Here is a 22,487-nt window from a genome sequence, read left to right on the forward strand (position 1 = left end):
CCCGGCCCGACGCCGTCCGCGCCGGGCCCGGCCTCACCGGCAGGACGACGCCGCCGATCGACCCGAGCAGCGCCTGCATCCTGGCGAGCTGCTCGCCCTGCGTCGACGACATCGTCGCGGCCAGCTCCAGGGCCTCGGAGGACGTGCCCAGCTGCGACTCCCCGTCAGCCAGCTCGATCGCGGCCTGGTGCCGGGCGATCAGCGCCCTGCAGGAACAGCCGAGCCGCGTCCGCGCCGCTCGCGGCCCGCAGCGCCTCCAGCTCGGAGTCGAAGGCGGTGTCGCTCATCTCCTCGGTCTCGGCCGCGGATCCGGAGCCCCCGGCCGCGCCTGCTCCTCCGTCCCGCCCTCGGCCGGAGGCGCCGCCGGCCTCCTCGCGGTCCTCGGCGCCGTTCGCGCCCGATCCGCCCTCCTCGTCGCCCCACTCCTCCGCGAGCTGCGCGAGGGTCCGCGCCTGCGGCCCCTGCTCGTCGCGGATCTGCACGGCCAGCTCCTCCGCCTCGGGCGGCAGGTCGGTGACCTCGAGCGCCGCCTCGGCCAGCTCGACGGATCCGGCGGCGTGGTCGCCCATCTCCTCGGCGAACGAGAGGTCGGCGCGGTTCCAGCCCTGGGACTCCGTCTCCGTGGGGGCGGCCGCGTCGGCGCTCGCGCTGGCGGCGTCCTCGGGGGTGCGCGGCGGGGTCGAGCAGCCGGCGAGCCCGGCGGCGAGGACGATGGCGGTCGTGACGGCGGTGAGCCGGTAGCGGTATCCCATGCCTCGATCCTCCTCCAGGGCGCGCTCGGGTGACGGCCCGCCGGTAGGTTCTCCCCATGCCCGAGATCGTCGACCTGCCGCATCCCGGCGTCACCCTCGAGTTCGGCGAGCCGGGCCGTCCGGTGGTGGTCCTCGTCCACGACGACCACGGCCGCCTCCCCTGGCTCGACCAGTACGCGCTGGCGCTCGCCCGCGCGGGCTTCCACGTGCTCGTCCCCGACCTGTACGACGGCCGCGGGACGCTCGACGACGGCCTCGCCGCGGGGCTCGCCGCGCAGCTGGACGTCGGGTTCGCGCTCGGCACCATCCGCGACGGCATCGACTCGGCGCGGGCGCGCGGATCCGAGCGCGTCGGCCTCGTGGGCTTCGCGCCCGGCGGCTGGCTCGCGCTCCTCGAGGCGCAGGACGGCGGCGCGGACGCCGTGGTCGCCTACTGCGCGAGCCTCGGCCCGGAGGAGCACGGCGTGATCCCCTGCGCGGTGCTGCTGCACCTCGCCGAGCACGACGAGTGGGCGGACGACCAGCGGCCCGAGGCCTTCATCGGCCGGCTCCGCGAGCACGGCACGCCCATCACCTCGCACACCTACCCGGGCACGCTGCCCGTGTTCCCGAACGCGAGCCTCCGCGACCGGCTGGATCCCGACGCCGCGGCCCTCGCCTACCGCCGCACGGAGGCGTTCCTCGCGGAGCACCTGGGAAACGCGTGACGATCCGGTAGCGCGACCGCACCAAACCCCGCGAGTAAGCGGTACGAATGTAAGGAGCCTGGGAAAGCCCCGGCTCTTCCCTACCAATGGAGGCACCATCATGAGCTCGTCCCCGAACCGCCTGCTCGGCACCGTCTTCGGCGCCGTCTACGTCCTCGTCGGCCTTCTCGGCTTCCTGTTCCCGCCGCAGAGCGGAGGGTTCTTCTCCTCCGACGGCGGGCTGCTGCTCGGGATCTTCATGGTGAACCCGTTCCACAACGTGGCCCACCTCCTCATCGGCGCGGCCCTCCTCATCGGCGGCCTCTCCAGCGTCGCGTCGGCCAAGGCCGTGAACTCCACCGTGGGCTTCGCGTACCTCGCGCTCGGCATCGTCGGCTTCTTCCTCGTGAACACCGACTTCAACATCCTCGCGCTCAACACGGCGGACCACTTCCTGCACCTCGGCAGCGCCGTCGTGCTGCTGATCGTGGGCCTCGGCGCCGAGAAGGGCGTCCGCAACCGCGCCACCCGCGCAGCGTAGGACCGCCGTCGCTCCGCCGCACCCGGCGCGTCACGCATCACCGCATCACCGCATCACCGCACGACAGATCCACAGCACGCAGCACCGCACCACCGCGGCGCCCGGGACGACGAAGGGACCAGCACGTGTCACTGCTCATCCGCCACTGGCTGGCCCTCGCCGCCCTGGGCGCCGCGCTCATCCACCTGGCCGTCGGCGCGGGATCCCCGCCCGCGGCCATGGTGGCCCTCCTCGTCATCGGCGTCGCCGAGCTCGCCTGGGCCATCGCCGTCCTCCGCTCGGACCGCCTCCCCGCGGCCGGCTGGGCCGTGGTCGGCGCGCTCGTGCCCGTGGCCGGCTGGGCGCTCCTCGTGACCGCCGCGGTCGTCATGCAGGCGCCCGGCATCACGGACGACCTCCCCGCGATCCCCATGCTCGCCGCGACCCTGCTCGACCTCCTGGTCGCCGCCGTCGTCGGCCGCCACCTCCGGTCCCGCGCCGAGACCGACGCCCAGGCGGCGTGCACCGCCGTCGAGGCGGAGTTCCCCGCCGACGCGGCGCTCATCGGATCCGGCGCCCTGGGCGCCGCCGGCCCCCGTGTCCCCGCGGAGTCCGCCGCCGCGCCTACCGACGCCGCCGCTGCCGCTGCCGTTGACGCTGCGACGAGCGGCACCCCCGCCGATCCGGAGCGCACCGGCGGCCGCTACCTCGTGGGCGTGCTCGTCGGCGCGTTCGTCGTCGCCGGTCTCGTCACGCCGGCCCTCTCGCTCACCCGCGCCGGCGAGTTCGCCGTGCCCCACGGCCAGCACAGCACCGTCGACCTCGACGGCATCGAGGACGAGCACTCCGGCCACTGACGCGACGCCTCCTCGGGGCGCGCCGGGCGCCGCCGGGCGCCGGGGGCTGGCGAGCGCGTCCGCGTCAGCTCGCGGGCGCGACCTGCGGCGTCACGCGGATCCGCGTCGCCTCGCTCATGAACCGCCGCACGTTCTCGTCCACGATGATGTCGCCCGGCCGCAGCGGCCGCGTGAGGAACAGGCCGTCGATGTCGGTGATCCGGCTGAGCGCCACGTAGGTCTGCCCCGGGCTGAACACGCGCGACCCCAGGTCGACGATGGCCCGCTCGTACGTCTTGCCCTGCGACTTGTGGATGGTGACCGCCCACGCCAGCCGGAGCGGGAACTGCGTGAAGTCCGCCACGACGTCGCGCCGCAGCTGCTTCGTGGTGGGCGAGTACGAGTACTTGTGCTTCTCCCACGTGACCGGCTCGACCTCGTGCACGACCCCGTCGAGCTCGACGTACACGTTGGTGTCGATGCGCGTGACGACCCCGACGGATCCGTTCACCCACCGCTGGTCGGCGTCGTTGCGGAGGAACATCACCTGCGCGCCGATCTTCAGGTCGAGCTTCTCGTCGGCGGGGTAGGTGCGGCCGCCGAAGTCGCCCGTCACGTCCGCGGTCGCGGTGAGCGAGCGGCCGGGCAGGCGCTTCAGGGCCTCGGCGTTGATGCGGTTCACGGTGTCGTTGCGCGTCGCCAGCGTGATGGCGCCGTCGGTGGGCGCCGGGCGCGCACCGGCCGCGTTGAGCACGCCGGCGATCTCGGCGGTCACCCGCCCGTGGCGCACGGCGTTCAGCATCTCCTTGAACGCCTCCTCGTGCTGCCGGTGGATCTCGGTGAGCTCGTAGATCCGCAGCTGCGCCTCCTCCCACACCTTCGCGTCGAAGAACCACATGGAGCGGTAGCGGTCGGCGAAGTACGCGCGCTCGTCGCCGTCGCCCGGCACCGGGGCCAGCTGGTACGGGTCGCCGAACAGCACCACCTGCACGCCGCCGAACGGCACGTCCTTCTTGTGCCGGGCCTGGCGGAGGCTCCGGTCGATGGCGTCCACGAGGTCGGCGTTGACCATGGAGACCTCGTCGATGACGAGCGTGTCGATGGTGTTCAGGAGCTTGCGCAGCTCGCCCGTCTGCTCGATCTCCTCGTCGGCGATGACGCCGATGGGCAGCTTGAACAGGGAGTGGATGGTCTGCCCGCCCACGTTGAGCGCCGCGACGCCCGTGGGCGCGCAGATCACGATCTGCTTCTCGGTGTTCCATGACAGGTGCGTGAGGAGCGTCGACTTGCCGGTGCCGGCGCGGCCCGTGACGAAGATGTGGTCGCGCGTGCCCTCGATGGCCTGGAAGACGGCGGCCTGCTCCGGGGAGAGGGGGACCGTGCTCACGCGGGGCTCCTGGCGGGTCGGGGACGGGAGGTGCGCGGATCCACGGCTGCGGGCAGCGCGCGGATGCGCACTGGGAATCTACCCCGGCGTCCGCCCGGGGAGGCGTCGATCCCCCGCCCGTAGGATGATCCGCATGCCGAGCCCCGCCGTCGACGCGCGCGGGGAGCTGCGCCGGGCCGTCGTCGTGTGGTCCCTGCTCGCGGCGCTCCTCGTCGGGACGTTCCTCGGCACGGTGGCGTCGCTCAACCAGAGCACCTTCAGCGCGCACGGCTTCGTGCGCTACCTACCTCGACGCGCTCGCCCGAGGCGACAGCCGCGAGACGCGCTCGCGACGCCCGGCGTCGTCCTCCCGGAGACGGGCAGCCGCGCGCTGCTCGACGCCCGCGCGCTGCCCGCCCTCGACGACGTCGAGCTCGTCGCGGACGAGCCCGCGGACGGCGGCGGGCGCACGGTCACGTACGCCTACACGCTGCCGTCCGGGCCGGGATCCACGTCGTTCCGCGTGCGGGAGCTGCCCGCGGCCCTCGGCCTGTTCGCGCGGTGGGAGTTCCAGACGAGCCCCGTGGCCGCGATCGACCTCGAGCTCCGGCACGCCTGGTCGACGTTCCGCGGCCAACGGCCTGTCCGTCGAGGCGGAGGCCGGCGGGGAGTTCCGCCGCGGGTGCGGGATGCCGCGTACCTCGTGCTCGCCCCCGGCGCGCTCGCCCTCGACCACGCGTCCCGGTACCTGGAGGCCGAGGACGTCGACGTCGCCGTCACCGAGCCCGGCAGCGTCGTGCCCGCGCGCGTCGACGCGGAGCCCACGGACGAGCTGGTGGAGTCCGTGCGCACCGAGGTGGAGGCCGTACCTGACGGAGTGCACGACGCAGATCCGTCCTGTTCCCGTCGGGCTGCCCGTTCGGGAAGTCCATCCGCGACCGGATCACCGCGCCGCCCGTGTGGAGCATGACCTCGATGCCCGAGATCGCCCTGCAGCCCGCGAGCGACGACCCGGCCGACCTCGACTGGGTCGTGCCGTCCACCGTCGGCACCGCGCACATCGACGTGCCCGTCCGCTCCCTCTACGACGGGAGCGTCGAGAAGGACCTCGACGAGGACGTCCCGTTCAGCGTCAGCTGGCGGGTGAGCGTCGACGACGACGCGGGCGTCCGGATCCAGGGCCTCTAGGCCCGGCCGTCGCCACCCTCACGTCGCGTCACGGTGCGGTGCGGGTCCGGTCGGGCCAGGATCGGGTCCCATCAGGGTCCGCGCGACCGCGGGGATCCGTGCGCCCAGAGGAGCGTCGCCATGCCCGCCGATCATCGAACCCCTACCTGTCCTTCCGCGACCGGGCGGCCGAGGCCCTCGGCTTCTACCAGGGGATGTTCGGCGGCGTGCTGTGGAGACGACGTCGTTCGGCGACGGCGGCATGAGCACGGATCCCGCCGAGGTCGACGAGGGTCATCGCACGGGCGAGCTGACGGCTCGGGCGGCGGGCTTCGATGCTGATGGCGTTCGGACGCCCCGGCGACGATGGGCGCTCCGAGACGGATCCGCGATCGCGCTCTCGCTCTCCGGCGACGACGAGCCGGTGCTGCGCGGCTGGTGGGACGCCCTGACGGCCGACGGCACGGTCGTCCTCCCGCTCGAGGTGGCGCCGTGGGGCGACCAGTTCGGCATGTGCACCGACCGCTACGGCATCGACTGGATGGTGTCGATCGCGCAGCGGACCGCCGCCTGACGCGGTCCCGCCCGGCCGGGCGCGCTCGTCAGGCCCAGCGGCCGCCGCGCGGGACGATGAGCGGCGTGTGGGAGACCGGGTCGTCGATCACGAGGCAGGGCAGCCCGAAGACCTCCTCGACCAGCTCGGCGGTCACGATGTCGCGGGGCGCCCCGGCGGCGACGACGCGGCCGTCCCCCATCACGATGAGGTGGTCGGCGTAGCGGGCGGCGTGGTTGAGGTCGTGCAGCACGGCGACGATGGTGCTGCCGTCGCGGTGCAGGTCGGCGAGGAGGTCGAGCAGCTCGATCTGGTGCGCGATGTCGAGAGGAACGTCGTCGGCTCGTCGAGCAGCAGTACGGGGGTCTGCTGGGCGAGCGCCATCGCGACCCAGACCCGCTGGCGCTGGCCGCCGGAGAGCTCGTCGACGTGGCGGGCCGCGAGGTCGTCGACGCCGGGCGGCGGCCATCGCCTGCTGCACGGCGTCCTCGTCGGTCGCCGTCCACTGGCGGATGAGGTTCTGGTGCGGGAAGCGGCCGCGCGCCACGAGGTCGGCCACCGTGATCCCGTCCGGTGCGATGGCGCTCTGCGGGAGGAGGCCGACGACTGCGCGCCGCCTCCCTGGCCCGGTACGAGGACAGCGGCCGGTCGTCGAGGAGGACGGTGCCCGCGGTCGGCGCGAGGAGCCGGGACAGGGCCCGCAGCAGGGTCGACTTGCCGCACGCGTTCGGGCCCGCGACGCACGGTGAACGAGCGGTCGGGCACCGACACGTCGAGGTGCTCCGAGATCACCCGCCGGTCGTAGGAGAGGGTGACGCCGTCGGCGCGGAGGCGCCGGGGCGGACGCGGTGTCGGTGTCGGCATCGGGTTCGGCGGTGTCCACGGCGGGACCTCCCATCGGGTCGTGCGGGGCGGGGATCGGCAGGGTCTCAGGCACGGCGCGACGCCTCGCGGATCAGCAGCGCGATCAGGTAGACCCCGCCGACGACGACCGTGACGATGCCCACGGGCACCGTGCCGGGCAGCGCGTGCTGGGCGACGGAGTCGGCGGCGAGCAGCAGCAGTCCCGCCGTGAGCGCGGCCGGCACGAGCGGCAGGCCGGCGCTGCGGGTCAGGCGGCGGGCGATCTGCGGGGCCGCGAGCGCCACGAACGCGATGGGCCCCGCGGCCGCCGTGACGACCGCCGTGAGGGCGACGCCGAGCACCAGCAGGGCGAGGCGCGTCGGCTCGGCCCGTACCCCGTGGGCGCGCGCCGCGTCGTCGCCGAGCTCGAGCTGCCGCAGCGGCGCGGACAGCGCGGCAGGATCGGCGGGCGCGAGCGCCAGGAGGGCGGCGAACGCGGGCAGCGCGCGGTCCCAGCCGACGAGCGCGAGGGGATCCGGCGCCCCAGATGGACGCCGCCATCGCCACCTCGGTGCCCGCCTTCAGGAGCAGGAACGCGTCCACGCCGCGGAGGGCCGCCGTGACCGCGATGCCCGTGATGATCAGCCGGAAGCCCTGGACGCCCCCGCGGTACGCGAGGAGGTACACGACCAGCGCGGTGCCGAGGCCGCCCGCGAGCGCCCCGACCGCCGTGGGCACGAACGCGGCGCCGGCGAGCGTGGTGACGATGAGGGCGCCCGTGTAGGAGCCCCGTCGAGAAGCCGATGACGTCGGGCGATCCGAGGGGGTTCCGCGTGAGCGACTCGGAAGACGGCGCCCGCGACCCCGAGCGCCGCGCCGAAGGCCACGGCCGCGAGCACGCGCGGGCGGGCGCCACTCCGTCACGATCGTGGTGGCGAAGGAGCCGTCGGGGAGCACGAGGGCGCGGACGACCTCGGGCACGGTCAGGGGGAAGTCGCCGGTGCCGAGGGCCACCAGCGCGACCGCGAGGATCACGACGGCGAGCGCGGCACCCACGAGGGCCTCGCGCCGCCGGAGGTGCGTGCCGACCACGGGGAGGCGGAAGGTGCCGGGGATCCTCGCGGCAGGGCGGCGGCCGGCGCGCGAGCGGCGGGGCGGGTGTCCGGCCGGCGGCGGGTCCGGCCCGCAGGGACGGCGGCCGACGGGTGCGGGCGCGCTCAGCAGCCCCGACGCCCTCTGCCGGCGGACGAGCAGGATCAGCACGGGCGCCCCGAGCACCGCGGTCACGATCCCCGCGGGCAGCTCGGCCGGGCGGAGCACGATGCGGCCCACGATGTCGGCCGCCAGCAGCAGGACGGGCGCCAGCACGATCGTGTACGCGAGGATCCAGCGCTGGTCGGGCCCGACGATCCAGCGGGCGATGTGCGGGATCATCAGGCCGACGAACGCGATCGGCCCGGCCATCGCGGTCGCGCCGCCCGCGAGCAGCGTCACCGCGACCACCGCGACCGTCCGCACCACGACGACGTTCGCCCCGAGGGAGCGCGCGAGGTCGTCGCCGAGCGCGACCGCGTCGAGGCTCCGGGCGATGAGGGCGGCGAGCAGAACGCCCGCGGCGAGGAACGGCGCGACCGGCACCAGGGCGTCCCAGCCCCGGTCCTGGAGGGACCCGGACTCCCACGCGCGCATGGCGCTGAAGCCCTGCGGGTCGGCCAGCAGCATCCCGGAGGTGATGCCCGCGAGCACTGCGCCGAGGGCGACGCCGGTGAGCGTGAGGCGCACCGGGTCGCCGCCGCCCCGCCCCGCGGATCCGACGACGTAGACGACGACGGCCGCCACGAGCGCCCCGCCGAAGGCGAACCAGAGGTAACCGTTCACGGCGGTCACGCCCAGCACTCCCGTGGCGATGGCGACCGCGAAGGCCGAACCGGCGGTGACGCCGAGGATCCCGGGATCCGCCAGCGGGTTGCGCGTGACCGCCTGGATGAGCGCGCCCGCGACGCCGAGCGCGAGCCCCGCGGCGAGGCCGACGAGGGTGCGCGGGACGCGGGAGGTCGAGGATCACGACGAGCTCGGCGGGGTCGCGCGGGCGGCCGGCGAGCGCGTCGACCACGGCGCCGAGCGGGATGTCGCGCGACCCGACGGCGACGCTCGCGAGGCACGCGAGCACGAGCACGCCGAGGGCGAGGAGGAGGCCCGCCGCGCGCGGCAGGCCGCTCCGTGCCCGGCCCTCGGGGGCTTCCGGTGACGGAGGCGCGCGCAGGGACCCGGAGCGACATGGCCCGGACAGCGTACCGCGCCGTTAGGTTAGGCTGCCCTTGCCTGACGGGATCCACACCGGACCGTCACCCGCGCCGCGCATCCCGCACACCTGCACACCCGCATCCCCGCACCCGCACCTGAGAGGCCCCGCACCATGAGGTTCCCCACCACCGGCTCCGCCCCCGTCGCCGCGATCGCCGTCGCGACGCTCGCCCTGACCGGCTGCAGCGCCTCCTCCGACCCGGCGGCGTCCGCGCCCCCTGCGTCCGGCACCGCGACCGGCGCCTTCCCCGCCACGGTCGACACGAAGTTCGGCGAGGTCACCGTGCCGAGCGAGCCGAAGCGCGTCGTCGCCCTCGGCTGGGGCGACGCCGAGACCGCGCTCGCCCTCGGCGTCCAGCCGGTCGGCGCGTCCGACTGGCTCGGCTTCGCCGGCGCCGAGGCGGACGGCGTCGGCCCGTGGGCGCAGGACCTCTACACGCAGTCGCCCGAGCTCATCGAGACCCTCGAGCCGTCGTACGAGGCCATCGCGGCGCTCGAGCCCGACCTCATCCTCGACACGAAGGGATCCGGCGACCAGGCCCGCTACGACCGCCTGTCGCAGATCGCCCCCACCATCGGCATCCCCGAGGGCGCCGACAGCTACCTCACCGACATGGACGACCAGGTCGACATGGTCGCCGAGGCGCTCGGACGCGAGGACCAGGGCGACGCCCTCCTCGACGCAGTCGACGCGCGCTTCGACGAGGTCGAGTCCGCCCACCCCGAGTGGAAGGGCAGGACGGTCACCGCGGCCACGAAGACCAGCGAGGGCTGGGGCGCGTACATCGAGGGCAGCGAGCGGGTCTCGTTCCTCGAGGAGCTCGGCTTCGCGCAGAGCCCGACCATCGCCGGCCTGCCGAAGAGCGCGAGCGGCTTCACGGCCGACATCTCCTCGGAGCAGCTCGACCTGCTCGACTCCGACGTGATCGTCGCGTTCCCGATCTTCATCGACAAGTCCGTCATCACCGACGACCCGCTGTGGCAGGCGATCCCCGCGGTCGCCGCGGGCCACGCGGTCGTCATCGACGGCGACCTGTCGTCGGCGTACTCGATCGGCACCACGCTCTCCACCGGCTACGCGCTCGACCAGCTCGTGCCGCTGCTGGAGACCGCCACGTCCTGATCCCGCCCTGCTCCACCGAGGCCCGCCGCGCGCATCGCACGGCGGGCCTCGTCGCGTCCGGCAGTCACGGCCGGCGGTGACGGCCGTCCGCTACGCGTCGAGCATCTCCGTGAGCGCCCGGCGGTAGTCCTCGAACGCCCGCCGTCCGACCGTCGTGAGCGCCAGGTAGGTCACGGGCTGCCGCCCCTCGTGCGTCTTCCGCACCTCCACGTAGCCGGGGTCCTCGAGCTTCCGCAGGTGCGTCGACAGGTTGCCGGCCGTCATGTCGAGGATCTCCTGCAGCCGCGGGAACGACAGCGCCTCCCCCGCGTCGAGGGTGGCGAGCGACGCGACGATCCGCAGCCGGGCCTGCGCGTGGATCACGGGGTCGAGGTCAGCCAAGGCGGGCTCGCAGCGAGCGGCGGGTGCGGGCGCTCATGACGGCCAGCACGCTCCCCGTGACGAGGTAGGAGCCCCCGCCGAGCACCGCCATGGCGAGGTAGTTGCCCGGGTAGCCGAAGAAGGGCGCGGCGAGGGCGGCGACCACGAGGATCGACCCCAGCAGGAGCGATGAGCGCGAGTGGAAGAGCGCCGCGGTCGAGAGCAGCATGAGCCCGGCGACGAACGAGAACGCGGACGGGTAGAAGATCGACAGCGTCTCACTCGCGACGCCGTTGGACGACAGGCCCATGCCGAGCACGTAGACGCTGACCATCGCGACCGACCAGCTGATGCCGTAGACGCGGCCCTGCCACCGCGCCTCGCCGCTCGTGGCGAGGCCGGACGACCCGCGCACGCCCAGCACGATGCTCACGACACTGGCGGCGAGGATGAGCCCCGCGAAGATCCCGACGGCGACCGGCAGCGGCAGGCTCACCGCGTCGGACCCGTCGATGAGCCAGAGCGCCGTGTAGCCGAGGATCCACGCGACGCCCCAGCAGACCTCCATGACCCAGACGAACGACGTCTGCGCGTCGACGGCGACCCGCCGCTGGTCCTCCATGAGCGCGTGCATGGCGCGCGGGTCGGGCGCGGGCCCGTCGTCGTCGACCTGGTCCGTGCGCATCGTCGTGTCCATCTCCGCCTCTCCGCGGACGACCTTCGTCCGCCGGGCTCCCGCCCTCGCTACTTCGTAACGCAAAGTGCTTTGCTATGTCAATGGCATCCCGCGGGATGATGCGCCTCCCTTCGGCCTCGGCGATGATCGAGTCATGCCCATGCACCGCCGGGGGAGCCGGACGCCCACGTCATGCTGACCGTCCAGAGCGCGATGCTCCCCGAGGAGGGCACCTGCCTGTACCCGGTGCTCGCGGAGGGGGACATCACGTGGCACGACCGTTGATCCCCGCGGCCGCCGGCATCGCCTGGGTCGCCGCTGCCACCGTCTACGTCGGCACGGAGGCCGTCGCCGCTTCCGCCTTCCCCGGTTACAGCTACTCCGCCAACTACATCAGCGACCTCGGAGTCCCCGAGGTCGCCGAGTTCCAGGGCCGCACCATCGACTCGCCGCTCCACGCGGTGATGAACGCGGGCTTCATCCTGCAGGGCGTCCTCTACCTCCTGGCCGCCGTGATCGCGACCCGCGCCCTCGGTGCCGGCCCCCGACGCGCGTTCCTCGCCCTCGCGGCCGTGCACGCCGTCGGGATCACGGTGGTCGGCCTCGTCCACGGCAGCGCATCGAGCGCGGCGAGCGGCATCGGCTGGATGCACGTGGTCGGCGCGGGGATGGCCATCATCGCGGGCAACGCAGCCTCGATCACGGCGGGCCTCAGCTCCCGCCGCGTCGGCGCCGCGCGGGCCTTCCGCGTCGCGAGCGTCGCGCTGGGCGTCGTCGGCCTCGTCGCGCTCGCGCTGCTCCTAGCGCTCGGCGGCTCGACGATCGACGGGATCTGGGAGCGCGGCTCCGTCTACACGGTCACGGCGTGGGAGCTCCTGGCGGGAGTCGCAGTGCTCGTGGCCGCCCGCCGCCGCCGCGGCATGGCGCATCCCTGACCGACGCCGACCGGAGGACGGCGCCCGCTAGCGCCGCTCGGCCGCCTGCAGCGCCTCGAGGTTCCGGTTGTACGCCTCGAGCTCCGCGTCGCCGTCGCGGTCGGCCTTCCTGTCGTAGCGGATCGAATCGCGCTTGTCGCTCCGGCTCCACATGATGGCCGTCACGACCGCCAGGATCACCGTCGGGATCTCCCCGATGCTCCAGGCGATGCCGCCGCCGGCCTGCTGGTCCGCGAGCGCCGAGTCGCCCCACGGCCGGCCCATCGCGCCGAACCAGTCCGCGAGCAGCAGCCCGGTGCCGGTCATGAGCGACAGGCCGAAGAACGCGTGGAACGCCATCGTCGCGAGCAGCAGCAGCAGGCGCATCGGGTAGGCGAGGCGCACGGGCATCGGGTCCACCCCGATGAGGTTCTGCGTGAACAGGTACCCGACGATGAGGAAGTGCACGATCATCCACTGGTGCCCGATGTGGTCGGTCGTCGCCCAGCTGAACAGCGGCGAGTAGTAGAAGACGAGGAGCGAGCCCGCGAACAGCACGGCCGCCACGATCGGGTGGCCGACGAACCCGGCGAACCTCGAGTGCACGGCCAGCAGGATCCACTCGCGCCCGCCGCGGCTGCCGTCCTGGCGCTTCCGGATGGCGCGCATCGCGAGCGTGACCGGGGCGCCCGGCACGAGCAGCAGCGGGATGACCATGGCGAGCACCATGTGCGCCAGCATGTGCGAGCTGAAGAGGTACTTCTGGTAGACGTTCACGCCGCCGTTGGTGATGTAGAACAGGCCCACCATGCCCGCGACCCACAGGATCGAGCGGTGCACGGGCCAGGCGTCGCCGCGCTTGCGGAGGCGGTGCACGCCGGCCAGGTAGAAGAAGATCCCGAAGGCGCACAGCAGCACCCAGAGCAGGTCGAAGCGCCACTCGGTGAGGTACCGCATGGGCGTCAGCTCGGGCGGCAGCGGCTCGCCCGTGAGGATCTGCGCGGGCGTCGGGTCCGGCAGCTGCGTGGCCACGACCTGGCTCACCGGCGGGGCCGTGCGGGCGAGCGCCGCCGCGACGCCCGACGCGACGCCCATGAAGGCGAGCTCCGCGGTCACGAGCCGCCGAGAACGGCCCCCGGGCGGAGGATCCGCGCGTCTCGAGCCGCCCGATGAGCACCCGCCGGTACGCGGCCCCGATGAGGCCGAGCGCGAGGAGGGCCGCCACCTTCACGAGCACCAGCAGGCCGTAGGGCGTCAGCAGGCGGTCGAGGGAGCCGACGCGGATCTCGGCGCTCACGTAGCCGGACGCCGCCACCACCACGAAGCACACGAGCGCGACCGCGGAGTAGCGCCGGAGGACGGGGACCAGCCGGTCGCCGTCGAGCTTCGAGCGCAGCAGCACCAGGGTGAGGAGACCGCCGAGCCACACGGCGGCGAAGACGAGGTGCAGCCCGAGCGCGTTGACCGCGGCGTCGTGGCCCTCCGTGCCGCCCGCGTGCCCCTGCTGGGCCATGGGGACGAGGCCGCCGACGGCCAGCACCAGGACGAACGCGATGGCCGTGTGGTTGCGTACCGCGAAGCACAGCACCGTGACGGTCGCGGCGATCAGCGTGGTCGCGAGCCACGCCTGGCCCACGGAGATCTGCGTGAGCACGAGACCGAGGCTGGTGCCGAACTCGGAGCTGAAGGAGAACGGCGTGCCCGAGACGCTGAGGAAGGTGAAGAACGCGGTGATGGCGGACGCGACCGTCCAGACGGCGGCGCCCGCGGCCGCGATGTCGAGCGCGCGGCCGTACTCGTCACGCGTGCGCGACAGGGCGAACGCCGCCAGCAGCAGCGCGCCGATGGCCGTGGCCGCCGAGATGTTGACCATCATCTTCGCGGCGGGGAGGCCGTAGCGGACCACGGGCCCGGCGTCCTCGAGCAGCTGCGGGGCGGCGCCCCCGCCGATGGCGAGCGCGGCCAGCAGGGAGAGGAACGCGACGATGACGAGGGCGGCGGGCCCCGCGACGCGGAGGAGTCTGGGCATCAGGGATCCAGCGTATCCCGCGTCCGCTGACGGCCGGCTGGCCGTCGACGCCCGGCCGCAGCGGGGGGGAACGCGACAGCGGGGGCGCCGACCGGAGTCGGCGCCCCCGCTGGGCGTGTGGTGAGGAGGACTACTTGACGGCGGCCTTCAGCTTGCTGCCCGCGGAGACCTTGACGCCCTTGGACGCCTTGATCTCGAGCGGCTCGCCCGTCTGCGGGTTGCGGCCGGTGCGCGCGGCGCGAGCCGTCTGCTCGAACGCGACCCAGCCCGGGATCGTGACCTTCACGCCGTCGGCGACGTTGGTCGCGACGGTGGAGAAGAGCGCGTCCAGCACGCCGTTGACGGCGGCCTGGCTCTGGCCGGACTCCGCGGCGACGGCGGCAACGAGCTCGGTGCGGTTGAGTGACTTGTCAGCCATGGGTGTCCTCCTCGGACCTGGTGCCGTTCGTGTCGAGCGGCCGTGTGGTGGATGGTGTCTGTCTACGTCAGCGGACCGTGCAGCCCGACGGGGCCATCAGCGGTCCGTTCGGCCGTACGGCCGCTTGGAACCTACCAGCTGGACTTCGTGATGCCCGGAAGCTCGCCGCGGTGGGCCATGTCCCGGAAGCGCACGCGGGAGATGCCGAACTTCGACAGGTTGCCGCGGGGGCGCCCGTCGATGCCGTCGCGCTGGCGCACGCGGACGGGCGAGGCGTCGCGCGGGAGGCGCTGGATGCCGGCGCGGGCCGCCTCGCGGCTCTCGTCGGTGCCGTTCGGGTCCACGAGGGCCTTCTTCAGCTCGAGGCGCTTCGCGGCGTACCGCTCGACGATGACCTTGCGCTGCTCGTTGCGGGCGATCTTGCTCTTCTTGGCCATGGTTAGCGCTCCTCGCGGAAGTCGACGTGCTTGCGGACGACCGGGTCGTACTTCTTCAGCACGAGGCGGTCGGGGTTGTTGCGGCGGTTCTTGCGGGTCACGTACGTGTACCCGGTGCCAGCCGTCGAGCGGAGCTTGATGATCGGACGGACGTCCTGCTGCTTGGCCATTAGATCTTCACCCCACGACCGAGGAGGTCCTTGACGACGGACTCGATGCCGCGGGCGTCGATGACCTTGATGCCCTTCGCGGAGAGCGTGAGCTTGACGTTGCGACGCAGCGAGGGGACGTAGTACGTCTTCTTCTGCACGTTCGGGTCGAAGCGGCGCTTGGTGCGCCGGTGCGAGTGTGCGAGATGTTGTGTCCGAAGCCGGGGACGGCGCCGGTCACCTGGCAGGTTGCTGCCATGGTTTCCTCCGTAGGTACCGTAGGGCGAGACCGCCCTACCCAAGATTTCTTGTCGGCACGCCCGTCCCCGGATCTCGAGAGAAGGGGATCCGCCCCTCGAGAGGGGCAGCGGGCGCACATGCGAGCGGATGAGCCGCTCGGCCAAGGATCGAGGCTACGCGACGACAGGCCCGGATGCAAGCCGGAAGCCCGGGATCATGCGGATGCGGGGCTGCCCGACGCCTCGGCGGCGGCCTCGGATGCCGCCTCCGCCGCACGGCGCGTGCACTCGGCGCAGAGGCCGAAGACGTCGACCACGTGGCTCGGCGCCGTGAAGCCGTTGCGCGCCGCCACGTCGTGGGCCCAGGACTCGACCTCGTCGGCCGCGATCTCCACAGTGCGCCCGCAGACCCGGCAGATGAGGTGGTGGTGGTGCCCGCCGGTGGCGCACGTGCGGTACAGCGCCTCGCCGTCGGGCGACTGCAGCGAGTCGGCGTCGCCCTCCGCGGCGAGGTCGCCGAGCGCGCGGTAGACGGTGGCCAGGCCGATGGGGGATCCGGCGTCGTGCAGCCGGGCGTGGAGGCGCTGCGCGCTCACGAACTCGGTGGAGGCGTCCAGCGCCTGCCGGACGGCCTCGCGCTGCCACGTGTTCCGCTTCATGCCCGCGCCCTCCCGGCGGGGGTCCCTCCCCGCTCCGCCAGGGTACGCGCCCCGCCCGACGCTCCGGTGCGCGTCCGGACGGCGTCGACGAGCCGGCACACCAGGTAGATCGAGAACGAGATGGTGGTGACGTAGGGGCTGATGGGGATGCTGCTCGCCGAGGGCCAGGAGGATCCCGCCGACGATGCTCGTCAGCGCGAACAGGACGCTCAGCGACACGACCAGGCGCGGAGTCGACGTCACGCGCATCGCGGCGGCCGCCGGCGTGACCAGCAGCGAGAGCACGAGCAGCGCGCCGACGATCTGGATGGAGACCGCCGTGGCGAGTCCGAGCAGCACCATGAACACGATCGACAGCAGCCGAACGGGGATCCCGCGGGCCGCGGCCACGTCGGGGTCGACGCTCGCGAACATGAGCGGGCGCCACACGACGGCGAGGCCCACGATGACCACGGCGCCGATCGAGACGAGGTAGCCGAGCTGCGGGTTGTCGACCGAGACGATCTGCCCGGTGAGCAGGCCGAACTTGTTGCTCGCGCGGCCGTCGTAGAGCGCCAGGAACAGGATCCCGAGGCCGAGGCCGAACGGCATGAGGACGGCGATGATCGAGTTGCGGTCCTTCGCGCGGGTGCCGAGGACGCCGATGGCGACGGCCGCGATGAGCGAGCCGACCAGGGATCCGCCGACGACGTTCACGCCGAGCAGCAGCGCCGCGGCCGCCCCGGCGAACGAGAGCTCGCTCACGCCGTGGACGGCGAACGCGAGGTCGCGGGTCATGACGAGCACGCCGATGAGGCCGCCCACGACGCCGAGCACGGCGCCCGCGATGATGCTGTTCCGCAGGAGCGCGACGAGCGCGCCGTAGTCGGAGAAGTCGAACAGGCGCGACCAGACGTCGCCCGCGTCGAGGAGCAGGTGGATCACGCGGCCCTCCCGTCGGACGCGACGGAGCCGTCGTGCACCCCGTGGGGCCCGTGGTCGTCGTGCTCGTCGTGCTCGCCCTCGTCGTGGGCGTGGTGCCCGTGCGGGTCGTCCGTGGCGCCGACCACCACGATGCGGCCGCGCACGCGCACCACGTCGACGGGCGTCCCGTACAGCGAGCTCAGCACCTCGGAGTCGAGGACCTCGTCGGGGGTGCCGATGCGGAACCGGCCGCCCACGAGGTAGAGGACCCGGTCGACCATCTCCAGCACCGGGTTGATGTCGTGCGTCACGAACACGACCGCCGCGTCGGTCTCGCGACGGTGGCGGTCGATCAGCTCGCTGACCACGCGCTGGTGCCCGAGGTCGAGGCTGAGGAGCGGCTCGTCGCAGAGGAGGAGGCGCGGATCCGACGCGAGGGCCTGCGCGACGCGCAGCCGCTGCTGCTCGCCGCCCGAGAGCGCGGCGACCGGGGCGTCCGCGTAGCCTGCGGCCCCCACGGCGTCGAGCAGCTCGTCGACCCGCGCCCGCTCGGCGCGGCGGCCGATGGGGAGCCCCCGCCGGTGCCCGGTGACGCCGAAGCCCACCAGGTCGCGGGCGCGCACGGGGGTGGACGCGGTGATGAGCTTCTGCTGCGGGATGTACCCGATGCGCCGCGCGCCGCGCCGCACCGGCTCGTCGAGGAAGCGCATCTCCCCCGACGTGAGGCGCTGGGCGCCGAGGACGGACTTCAGGAAGCTGGTCTTGCCGGATCCGTTCGGGCCGAGCACCGCGACGAACTCGCCGGGCGCCACGTCGAGGTCGAGTCCGCTCCAGAGGGTGCGCGCGCCGAACGACAGCGTCGCGTCCCGGAGGCTCAGGACGGGTGCGCCGGTCACGATCCCCGGATCGCGGATGCCACGGCGTCGACGTTCTCGGTCATCCACTCAATGTATCCGCTGCCCGCGGGCAGGTCGGCGGGCAGCGTCTCCGTGACGGGGACCACCGGGATCCCGGCGGCCTTCGCCGCGGCGACGACCTGGTCGGTCGTGGCGCCCCGTGGTCTGCGCGTTGTAGACGAGCGCGGCGACCCGCTTCTCCGAGAAGAGCGCGAGCGTCTCCCGCAGCGCGCTGCGGCGGGGACGTCGGTGCCCTCCTCGATGGCCTCGCTGAACTCGTCGGGAGTGCGGTTCTCGAGGCCCATCGCGTCGGTGAGGTACAGGGGCACGGGCTCGGTGATGGCGACCCCCTGGCCGCTGGCGGCCGCCTTCGCGTCGGCCTCGGCGGCGGCGATGCCGTCGAGCCTCTCGGCGAAGGCCCGCTCGTTGGCCGCGAAGGCGTCGGAGCCGGCGGAGTCGGCCTTCGAGAGCGCATCCGCGATCTCGGCCGCCAGCTTCTTCATCGTGGGCACGTCGTACCACATGTGCTCGTTGAACTCGCCCTCGGCGGGATCCTGGTCGTAGCCCGAGATGTCGGACGCGTCGAGGACGACGTGGCTCCCGGCGTCCGGCAGCGCCGCCACCATCGTGTCGATGAAGTCGTCGTAGCCGCCGCCGTTCCGGATCACGACGTCGGCGGTGGAGAGCGCCAGCTGGTCGCGCGCGGTGGCCTGGTACTCGTGCGGGTCCTTGTCCGGGCTGTCGATGATCGACGTCACCGTCACGTCGTCGCCGCCGATCCGCTGCGCGATGTCGCCGTAGACGTCGGTGGAGGCGACGACCTCCAGAGTGCCGTCGGCGGCAGCGGAGGCGCCATCCGACGGGGAGGCGGATCCGGACGCGCAGCCCGCGAGCGGGACGGCGAGGAGCGAGACGGCGAGGAGGGCGGTGAGGGGTCGACGGTTCATGGCTCCGACGATACGGTATTGATAACGGTTGTCATGACCACCGGGCATCCCATGTGGACGCGCGACGGCTCCCTCACTCGAGGAGCAGCGCCGGCTCCTCGATGATGCTCGCCACGTCCGCCAGGAAGCGGCTCGCCACGTCGCCGTCGACCACGCGGTGGTCGAAGCTCGCGCCGATGGTCGTCACGAACCGCGGGCGGACCTCGCCGTCGACGACCCACGGCTTCTGCTTGATCGTGCCGAGCGCCACGATGGCGACCTCGCCCGGATTGAGGATCGGGGTGCCCGTGTCCATGCCGAAGACGCCGATGTTGGTCAGCGTGATCGTGCCCTGGCTCATGTCGGCCGGGCTCGTCCGGCCGTCGCGGGCCGTGAGCGTCAGCTGCTCGAGCGCGCGCGCGAGCTCGAGGAGCGACATGGCCTGCGCCTCCTTCACGTTCGGCACCACGAGGCCCCGCGGGGTGGCGGCGGCCACGCCGAGGTTCACGTAGTGCCGGACGATGATCTCCTGGTCCGTCCACGACGAGTTCACCGTGGGGTTGCGGCGCACGGCCCAGATCATCGCCTTCGCCATGATCAGCAGGGGCGACACCTTCACGCCCGCGAAGTCGGTGGACGCCTTCAGCCGCTTGACGAACTCCATCGTGCGGGTGGCGTCGACGTCCACGAAGAGGCTGACGTGCGGCGCCTGGAACGCGCTCTGCACCATGGCCGCGGCGATGACCTTGCGGACGCCCTTGACCGGGATGCGGTCCTCGCGCGCGTCCGGCCACTCGGGCGTCTCGATGTTCTTGAAGACGCTCGCCTGCTGCGCGGTGCGGATGACGTCCTCGCGCGTGATCTCGCCGACGAGTCCCGTGGCCTCGACCTCCGCGAGATCGACCTCGAGGTCCTTCGCGAGCTTGCGGATGGGGGGCTTCGCGATGATGGGCGACGCCGACGCGGCCGGGACCGATGCGGGGCGCGGGGCACGGGCCGCCGGGGCGCCCGTCGAGGCACTGTTGCGCGCGGGCGTGCGGGCGGCCGGGGCCGCGGCGCCGGGCTCCGGGCGTCGCCGCCGGCTCGCGACCTTGCCGGCGGTGCCGTAGCCGACCAGGACGGCGCCCGAGGCCTCCTCGGCGGCGGGGGCGGGCCGCTCCACGGGCTCGCGGCTCTCGATGGCGGTGTCGTCCTCCACCACCGTCTCGCCGGGCAGCGCCATCTGCGCGGGCGTCTCGGCCGGCCCGGACAGCCCCGGGGAGCCCTGCGCGATCGCGATGATGGGGGTGCCGACCTCGACCGTCTGGCCCTCCTGGACCAGCAGCCCCGAGACCGTGCCCTCGAACGGGCTGGGGAGCTCGACGAGCGACTTGGCCGTCTCGATCTCCACGATCACCTGGTTGAGCGCGACCCGGTCCCCCGGCTGGACGCGCCACGAGACGATCTCGGCGTCGATGAGGCCCTCGCCGACGTCGGGCAGGGTGAACTCGGAATCAGCCATCGTGCGGTCCTCTTGTTCGTGCCGCGCGGGCGGCGGGAGTCGTGACGCGGTCGGCGTCTAGTAGGCGAGCGAGCGGTCGACGGCCTCGAGGATGCGGTCGGCATCCGGGAGGTAGAGCGTCTCGAGCTTCGCGGGCGGGAACGGGGCGTCGAACCCGGAGACGCGGATCACGGGCGCCTCGAGCGAGTAGAACGCGCGCTCCATGACCGTCGCGGCGATCTCGGAGCCGACGGACACGTGCCCCGGCGCCTCCTGCGCGACGACCAGGCGGCCCGTGCGCTGGACCGACTCGAGGATCGGGCCGTAGTCGACGGGCGACAGCGAGCGCAGGTCGACGACCTCGATGCTCGTGCCCTCCTGCGCGGCGAGCTCCGCGGCCTGGAGCAGCATCGACACCATGGCGCCGTGACCGACGAGGGTCACGTCGGTGCCGGAGCGGACCACGCGGCTCTCGTGCAGGCCGACGCCGGGCGCGGAGAAGTCGACCTCGCCCTTGGGCCGGTAGCGCGACTTCGGCTCGAAGAACATCACCGGGTCGTCGGACCGGATGGCCTCCTGGATCATCCAGTAGGCGTCGTGCGGGGTGCTCGGGCTGACCACGCGGAGGCCGGGGGTGTGCGCGAAGTACGCCTCGGGGCTCTCCTGGTGGTGCTCGATGGCGCCGATGTGGCCGCCGTAGGGCACGCGGATCACGACGGGCATGCGGACGGCGCCCTCGTGCCGGTTGGTGATCTTCGCGAGCTGGCTGGTGATCTGGTCGAACGCCGGGTAGATGAAGCCGTCGAACTGGATCTCGCACACCGGCCGGTAGCCGCGCATGGCGAGGCCGATGGCCGTGCCCACGATGCCGGACTCGGCGAGCGGGGTGTCGATGACCCGACGGGCGCCGAAGTCGCGCTGCAGGTGCTCGGTGATGCGGAAGACGCCGCCGAGCGGTCCGATGTCCTCGCCCATGAGGAGGACCTTCTCGTCCTCCTCCAGCGCGCGGCGGAGGCCCGCGTTCAGGGCCTTCGCCATGGGCATGCTCTCGACGCCGACGGGCGCGCCGTCGGGGGTCGTCGCGGCGTCGTCGGATCCTGCCGCGGCGGCGGACGCGCGGTCGATGGTGTCGGTCATCGGTTCCCTCCCAGGGAGGCCTCGTAGCGCTCCAGCCACTCGCGCTGCTCCGTCGTGACGGGGTGCGGATCCGAGTAGACGTGGTCGAAGATGCCCGGCAGCGCGGGGCTCGTGAGCTCGATGGTGCGCCGGCGGACGTCGGCGGCGAGGTCCCGCGCCTCCTCGTCGATGCCGTCGAAGAGCGACTGCGGCGCGCCCTGGTTCCGCAGGTACGCCTCGAGGCGCGCGATGGGGTCCTTCGCGACCCAGCCCTGCAGCTCCTCGTCGGTGCGGTACTTCGTGGGGTCGTCGCTCGAGGTGTGCGCGCCGACGCGGTAGGTGAGCGCCTCGATGAAGGAGGGGCCGCCGCCGTTGCGCGCGTCGTCGAGGTGCTTGGCCGTCACCGCGTAGCTGGCGAAGACGTCGTTGCCGTCGACCTGGGTGCTCGGCACCCCGAATCCGCGGGAGCGGAGGTACAGGGGCGTCCGCGACTGCGTGGTGACGGGGACCGAGATCGCCCAGTGGTTGTTCTGCAGGAAGAAGACCTGCGGGGTCTGGAAGCTCGCGGCGAAGACGAAGGCCTCGCTGACGTCGCCCTGGCTGGTGGCCCCGTCGCCGTAGTAGGCGATGACGGCGGTGTCGCGGTCGGGGTCCCCCGTGGCGACGTCGCCGTCGAACGCGACGCCCATGGCGTAGCCGGTGGCGTGCAGCGCCTGCGAGCCGATGACCAGCGTGTAGAGGTGGAAGTTGCCGACCGCCGGGTCCCAGCCGCCGTGCGTCACGCCGCGCATGAGGCGCACGATGTCGACCGGGTCGATCCCCCGGATGAGCGCCACTCCGTGCTCGCGGTACGCGGGGAAGACGTGGTCCTGCGGGCGCGTGGCCCGACCCGAGCCGACCTGCGCCGCCTCCTGGCCCGTGCTCGGCGCCCACAGACCCAGGTGGCCCTGCCGCTGGAGGTTCGTGGCCTCGAGGTCGAACGCCCGCGTGAGGCGCATGTCGCGGAGGAAGCCGCGATGGTCGTCCTCCGTGAGTCGCTCGAAGTACGGGAGGAACTCCTCGGCGGAGTCGCTCGGCGCGAGCTCGCCCGAGGGGGTCAGGAGCTGGACCGTCACATCGCTTTCCGGCATCGTCC

The 22,487-nt window shown here is 73.2% G+C and carries 23 protein-coding genes and 7 pseudogenes; 10 read left to right on the forward strand and 20 right to left on the reverse strand.

Annotated elements, in window-relative coordinates:
* Window positions 1-124: 124 nt before the first annotated feature.
* Window positions 125-202 (reverse strand): annotated as a pseudogene (locus tag ACZ411_RS11590) (DUF305 domain-containing protein); the annotation flags it as partial.
* A complete protein-coding gene (locus ACZ411_RS11595; protein WP_464170748.1) occupies window positions 165-752 on the reverse strand; it encodes a DUF305 domain-containing protein in 588 nt (195 codons plus the stop codon). The gene ACZ411_RS11595 and the pseudogene ACZ411_RS11590, both read right to left, overlap by 38 nt.
* A gap of 56 nt (window positions 753-808) precedes the next feature.
* Here ACZ411_RS11595 and ACZ411_RS11600 point away from each other — a divergent pair, with 56 nt between their 5' ends.
* From ACZ411_RS11600 to ACZ411_RS11610, 3 genes are all read left to right on the forward strand, one after another.
* Window positions 809-1,459, forward strand: coding sequence for a dienelactone hydrolase family protein (locus ACZ411_RS11600; protein ID WP_104343616.1), 651 nt, complete (start codon window positions 809-811; stop codon window positions 1,457-1,459).
* Window positions 1,460-1,559: 100 nt separating this feature from the next.
* Window positions 1,560-1,979 carry a DUF4383 domain-containing protein gene (locus ACZ411_RS11605; protein ID WP_094116808.1) on the forward strand — a complete coding sequence of 140 codons (420 nt, stop codon included), beginning with the start codon at window positions 1,560-1,562 and terminating at the stop codon, window positions 1,977-1,979.
* A gap of 125 nt (window positions 1,980-2,104) precedes the next feature.
* Complete coding sequence (locus ACZ411_RS11610) at window positions 2,105-2,815, forward strand: hypothetical protein (RefSeq protein ID WP_464170751.1); 711 nt, start codon at window positions 2,105-2,107, stop codon at window positions 2,813-2,815.
* Window positions 2,816-2,879: 64 nt separating this feature from the next.
* Here the strand turns inward: ACZ411_RS11610 and ACZ411_RS11615 are convergent, their stop codons facing one another.
* On the reverse strand, window positions 2,880-4,181 hold the full coding sequence (locus ACZ411_RS11615; protein ID WP_094116810.1) for an ATP-dependent DNA helicase: 1,302 nt from the start codon (window positions 4,179-4,181) through the stop codon (window positions 2,880-2,882).
* A 133-nt stretch (window positions 4,182-4,314) separates the two neighbouring features.
* On the opposite strand from ACZ411_RS11615, the gene ACZ411_RS11620 reads away from it, so the two are divergent.
* The 4 genes from ACZ411_RS11620 (at window position 4,315) to ACZ411_RS11635 (ending at window position 5,901) form a co-directional block, all read left to right on the forward strand.
* Window positions 4,315-5,130 carry a hypothetical protein gene (locus ACZ411_RS11620; protein WP_464170754.1) on the forward strand — a complete coding sequence of 272 codons (816 nt, stop codon included), beginning with the start codon at window positions 4,315-4,317 and terminating at the stop codon, window positions 5,128-5,130.
* Between the two features lie 5 nt (window positions 5,131-5,135).
* Window positions 5,136-5,348 carry a hypothetical protein gene (locus ACZ411_RS11625; RefSeq protein WP_464170756.1) on the forward strand — a complete coding sequence of 71 codons (213 nt, stop codon included), beginning with the start codon at window positions 5,136-5,138 and terminating at the stop codon, window positions 5,346-5,348.
* 98 nt (window positions 5,349-5,446) lie between these two features.
* A complete protein-coding gene (locus tag ACZ411_RS11630; RefSeq protein ID WP_464170758.1) occupies window positions 5,447-5,593 on the forward strand; it encodes a hypothetical protein in 147 nt (48 codons plus the stop codon).
* Window positions 5,590-5,901 (forward strand): VOC family protein, encoded by a 312-nt coding sequence (locus tag ACZ411_RS11635; protein WP_464170760.1) that lies wholly within the window; start codon window positions 5,590-5,592, stop codon window positions 5,899-5,901. The genes ACZ411_RS11630 and ACZ411_RS11635 overlap by 4 nt, the downstream gene beginning before the upstream one ends.
* A 28-nt stretch (window positions 5,902-5,929) precedes the next feature.
* Here ACZ411_RS11635 and ACZ411_RS11640 read toward each other — a convergent pair.
* From ACZ411_RS11640 to ACZ411_RS11650, 3 pseudogenes are all read right to left on the reverse strand, one after another.
* A pseudogene (locus ACZ411_RS11640) lies at window positions 5,930-6,744 on the reverse strand (ABC transporter ATP-binding protein).
* 65 nt (window positions 6,745-6,809) lie between these two features.
* Window positions 6,810-7,944 (reverse strand): annotated as a pseudogene (locus ACZ411_RS11645) (FecCD family ABC transporter permease).
* Between the two features lie 78 nt (window positions 7,945-8,022).
* Window positions 8,023-8,715, reverse strand: a pseudogene (locus ACZ411_RS11650) (FecCD family ABC transporter permease); the annotation flags it as partial.
* Here ACZ411_RS11650 and ACZ411_RS11655 point away from each other — a divergent pair.
* Complete coding sequence (locus tag ACZ411_RS11655) at window positions 8,624-8,971, forward strand: hypothetical protein (RefSeq protein ID WP_464170762.1); 348 nt, start codon at window positions 8,624-8,626, stop codon at window positions 8,969-8,971. The pseudogene ACZ411_RS11650 and the gene ACZ411_RS11655 sit on opposite strands and share 92 nt — an antisense overlap.
* A 168-nt stretch (window positions 8,972-9,139) precedes the next feature.
* Complete coding sequence (locus tag ACZ411_RS11660) at window positions 9,140-10,150, forward strand: iron-siderophore ABC transporter substrate-binding protein (RefSeq protein WP_464170764.1); 1,011 nt, start codon at window positions 9,140-9,142, stop codon at window positions 10,148-10,150.
* A gap of 90 nt (window positions 10,151-10,240) precedes the next feature.
* Here ACZ411_RS11660 and ACZ411_RS11665 read toward each other — a convergent pair whose 3' ends face one another.
* On the reverse strand, window positions 10,241-10,531 hold the full coding sequence (locus ACZ411_RS11665; protein WP_086518456.1) for a transcriptional regulator: 291 nt from the start codon (window positions 10,529-10,531) through the stop codon (window positions 10,241-10,243).
* Window positions 10,524-11,207, reverse strand: a complete 684-nt coding sequence (locus tag ACZ411_RS11670; RefSeq protein WP_464170769.1) for a hypothetical protein — start codon at window positions 11,205-11,207, stop codon at window positions 10,524-10,526. Before ACZ411_RS11670 ends, ACZ411_RS11665 begins: the two co-directional genes overlap by 8 nt.
* A 248-nt stretch (window positions 11,208-11,455) precedes the next feature.
* Between ACZ411_RS11670 and ACZ411_RS11675 the strand changes: the two genes are divergently transcribed.
* Entirely contained in the window at window positions 11,456-12,121 is a 666-nt protein-coding gene (locus tag ACZ411_RS11675; protein ID WP_464170771.1) for a DUF998 domain-containing protein, read from the forward strand.
* Window positions 12,122-12,148: 27 nt separating this feature from the next.
* Here the strand turns inward: ACZ411_RS11675 and ACZ411_RS11680 are convergent.
* From ACZ411_RS11680 to ACZ411_RS11735, 12 genes and pseudogenes are all read right to left on the reverse strand, one after another.
* Window positions 12,149-14,129 (reverse strand): annotated as a pseudogene (locus ACZ411_RS11680) (bifunctional copper resistance protein CopD/cytochrome c oxidase assembly protein).
* Window positions 14,130-14,259: 130 nt separating this feature from the next.
* A complete protein-coding gene (locus ACZ411_RS11685; protein ID WP_012039622.1) occupies window positions 14,260-14,547 on the reverse strand; it encodes an HU family DNA-binding protein in 288 nt (95 codons plus the stop codon).
* Window positions 14,548-14,678: 131 nt separating this feature from the next.
* Window positions 14,679-14,984, reverse strand: a complete 306-nt coding sequence (rpsN, locus tag ACZ411_RS11690) for a 30S ribosomal protein S14 (protein ID WP_015491493.1) — start codon at window positions 14,982-14,984, stop codon at window positions 14,679-14,681.
* Window positions 14,985-14,986: 2 nt separating this feature from the next.
* Window positions 14,987-15,154 carry a 50S ribosomal protein L33 gene (gene rpmG, locus ACZ411_RS11695; RefSeq protein WP_011187086.1) on the reverse strand — a complete coding sequence of 56 codons (168 nt, stop codon included), beginning with the start codon at window positions 15,152-15,154 and terminating at the stop codon, window positions 14,987-14,989.
* A pseudogene (rpmB, locus tag ACZ411_RS11700) lies at window positions 15,154-15,392 on the reverse strand (50S ribosomal protein L28). The gene rpmG and the pseudogene rpmB overlap by 1 nt, the downstream one beginning before the upstream one ends.
* Before the next feature lie 195 nt (window positions 15,393-15,587).
* Window positions 15,588-16,031 carry a Fur family transcriptional regulator gene (locus ACZ411_RS11705; protein WP_094117091.1) on the reverse strand — a complete coding sequence of 148 codons (444 nt, stop codon included), beginning with the start codon at window positions 16,029-16,031 and terminating at the stop codon, window positions 15,588-15,590.
* Window positions 16,028-16,955, reverse strand: a pseudogene (locus tag ACZ411_RS11710) (metal ABC transporter permease). The gene ACZ411_RS11705 and the pseudogene ACZ411_RS11710 overlap by 4 nt, the downstream one beginning before the upstream one ends.
* Window positions 16,952-17,830: a metal ABC transporter ATP-binding protein gene (locus tag ACZ411_RS11715; RefSeq protein ID WP_464170816.1), complete on the reverse strand. Its 879-nt coding sequence runs from the start codon at window positions 17,828-17,830 to the stop codon at window positions 16,952-16,954. The pseudogene ACZ411_RS11710 and the gene ACZ411_RS11715 overlap by 4 nt, the downstream one beginning before the upstream one ends.
* Window positions 17,827-18,777 carry a metal ABC transporter solute-binding protein, Zn/Mn family gene (locus tag ACZ411_RS11720; protein ID WP_464170818.1) on the reverse strand — a complete coding sequence of 317 codons (951 nt, stop codon included), beginning with the start codon at window positions 18,775-18,777 and terminating at the stop codon, window positions 17,827-17,829. The genes ACZ411_RS11715 and ACZ411_RS11720 overlap by 4 nt, the downstream gene beginning before the upstream one ends.
* Window positions 18,778-18,850: 73 nt before the next feature.
* Window positions 18,851-20,257, reverse strand: coding sequence for a dihydrolipoamide acetyltransferase family protein (locus ACZ411_RS11725; RefSeq protein ID WP_104289474.1), 1,407 nt, complete (start codon window positions 20,255-20,257; stop codon window positions 18,851-18,853).
* A gap of 57 nt (window positions 20,258-20,314) precedes the next feature.
* Window positions 20,315-21,280, reverse strand: a complete 966-nt coding sequence (locus ACZ411_RS11730; RefSeq protein ID WP_094117092.1) for an alpha-ketoacid dehydrogenase subunit beta — start codon at window positions 21,278-21,280, stop codon at window positions 20,315-20,317.
* 89 nt (window positions 21,281-21,369) lie between these two features.
* Window positions 21,370-22,482 carry a thiamine pyrophosphate-dependent dehydrogenase E1 component subunit alpha gene (locus ACZ411_RS11735; RefSeq protein WP_094116819.1) on the reverse strand — a complete coding sequence of 371 codons (1,113 nt, stop codon included), beginning with the start codon at window positions 22,480-22,482 and terminating at the stop codon, window positions 21,370-21,372.
* Window positions 22,483-22,487: the final 5 nt, after the last annotated feature.

The sequence above is a fragment of the Clavibacter sp. AC415 genome (assembly GCF_979252985.1).

Bases quoted from the DNA above. Each gene is read 5' to 3' on its own strand.
- ACZ411_RS11595 (WP_464170748.1), bottom strand. From the start codon at position 752: ATGGGATACCGCTACCGGCTCACCGCCGTCACGACCGCCATCGTCCTC.
- ACZ411_RS11600 (WP_104343616.1), top strand. From the start codon at position 809: ATGCCCGAGATCGTCGACCTGCCGCATCCCGGCGTCACCCTCGAGTTC.
- ACZ411_RS11605 (WP_094116808.1), top strand. From the start codon at position 1,560: ATGAGCTCGTCCCCGAACCGCCTGCTCGGCACCGTCTTCGGCGCCGTC.
- ACZ411_RS11620 (WP_464170754.1), top strand. From the start codon at position 4,315: ATGCCGAGCCCCGCCGTCGACGCGCGCGGGGAGCTGCGCCGGGCCGTC.
- ACZ411_RS11625 (WP_464170756.1), top strand. From the start codon at position 5,136: ATGCCCGAGATCGCCCTGCAGCCCGCGAGCGACGACCCGGCCGACCTC.
- ACZ411_RS11635 (WP_464170760.1), top strand. From the start codon at position 5,590: ATGAGCACGGATCCCGCCGAGGTCGACGAGGGTCATCGCACGGGCGAG.
- ACZ411_RS11660 (WP_464170764.1), top strand. From the start codon at position 9,140: ATGAGGTTCCCCACCACCGGCTCCGCCCCCGTCGCCGCGATCGCCGTC.
- ACZ411_RS11670 (WP_464170769.1), bottom strand. From the start codon at position 11,207: ATGGACACGACGATGCGCACGGACCAGGTCGACGACGACGGGCCCGCG.
- ACZ411_RS11685 (WP_012039622.1), bottom strand. From the start codon at position 14,547: ATGGCTGACAAGTCACTCAACCGCACCGAGCTCGTTGCCGCCGTCGCC.
- rpsN (WP_015491493.1), bottom strand. From the start codon at position 14,984: ATGGCCAAGAAGAGCAAGATCGCCCGCAACGAGCAGCGCAAGGTCATC.
- rpmG (WP_011187086.1), bottom strand. From the start codon at position 15,154: ATGGCCAAGCAGCAGGACGTCCGTCCGATCATCAAGCTCCGCTCGACG.
- ACZ411_RS11705 (WP_094117091.1), bottom strand. From the start codon at position 16,031: ATGAAGCGGAACACGTGGCAGCGCGAGGCCGTCCGGCAGGCGCTGGAC.
- ACZ411_RS11720 (WP_464170818.1), bottom strand. From the start codon at position 18,777: ATGAACCGTCGACCCCTCACCGCCCTCCTCGCCGTCTCGCTCCTCGCC.
- ACZ411_RS11725 (WP_104289474.1), bottom strand. From the start codon at position 20,257: ATGGCTGATTCCGAGTTCACCCTGCCCGACGTCGGCGAGGGCCTCATC.
- ACZ411_RS11730 (WP_094117092.1), bottom strand. From the start codon at position 21,280: ATGCCCATGGCGAAGGCCCTGAACGCGGGCCTCCGCCGCGCGCTGGAG.
- ACZ411_RS11735 (WP_094116819.1), bottom strand. From the start codon at position 22,482: ATGCCGGAAAGCGATGTGACGGTCCAGCTCCTGACCCCCTCGGGCGAG.